Below are 870 nucleotides of genomic sequence, written 5' to 3' on the forward strand. Positions count from 1 at the left end.
GTTCAATCGGCCTACGGACCGTTGTTAAGGCAGGTGTTACATAGGCTGCAAACACCGTATCATCAAAACCTACTACAGAAATGTCCGCTGGCACCTGCATACCAGCTTCCGATATCGCTTTCATTGCGCCTAGCGCCATCTCATCATTACAGCTAAAAACAGCGGTTGGCTGCTCTTCCAATGCAAGAAATTGCTGCATGGCCTTATGACCGCTTTCGAGATCATATAAGCCAGGAATTCGATAAATCGGCGGAATGCTAATTCCGTAATGCCTCATGGCTCGTTCGAAGCCGTCTTTCCGATTTTGAGCGGATTTAAAACCTTTGCGACCCTCAATCAACGCGATGCGCGTGTGGCCTTGTTCAATAAGATAGGAACAGGCCAGGAAAGCGCCCTGCTCTTCGTCAGACAGGATATTCAGCACCCCAGCTGTAGAGACTGGCCGATTGAGAACGACAAGCGGGATGCCTTTACTTACGATATGTTCAATAATAGCCTGGTCGTCATCACTTTGAGAGACAATGATGATCCCGTCAAAGCTTTTGCGGGTAATGGATTGAAAACTCGAATAGTCATCAATCCCCTTGACGATCAGTTGGTACCGGTCCTGGATGACCGAGTTGACGCCGCGGATGGCTTCATAGAAGAAGCCTGCTGAAGTTCCATTACTCAGTGTGGTAAAGAACAGTCCCAAATTATACGATCGATCGAGCACTAAGCTCTTTGCACTGTAATTGGGCGTATAATCCAGTTGCTCGGCTATGAGGCGAATACGTTCTTTCGTTTCCTCTTGAATAAGCGGACTATTATTAAGCGCCCTGGAAACCGTCGTATGGGACACACCCGCAAGCTTGGCAATATCCTTAATCG

The 870-nt window shown here is 47.9% G+C and carries 1 protein-coding gene; it reads right to left on the reverse strand.

Going from position 1 to position 870, the window contains the following annotated elements:
- The coding region (locus AC1DUA_RS39350) for a LacI family DNA-binding transcriptional regulator (RefSeq protein ID WP_477504843.1) at positions 1-868 on the reverse strand (868 nt) is incomplete at its 3' end.
- Positions 869-870 lie beyond the last annotated feature (2 nt).

It is taken from the genome of Paenibacillus sp. 01T422 (assembly GCF_056398785.1).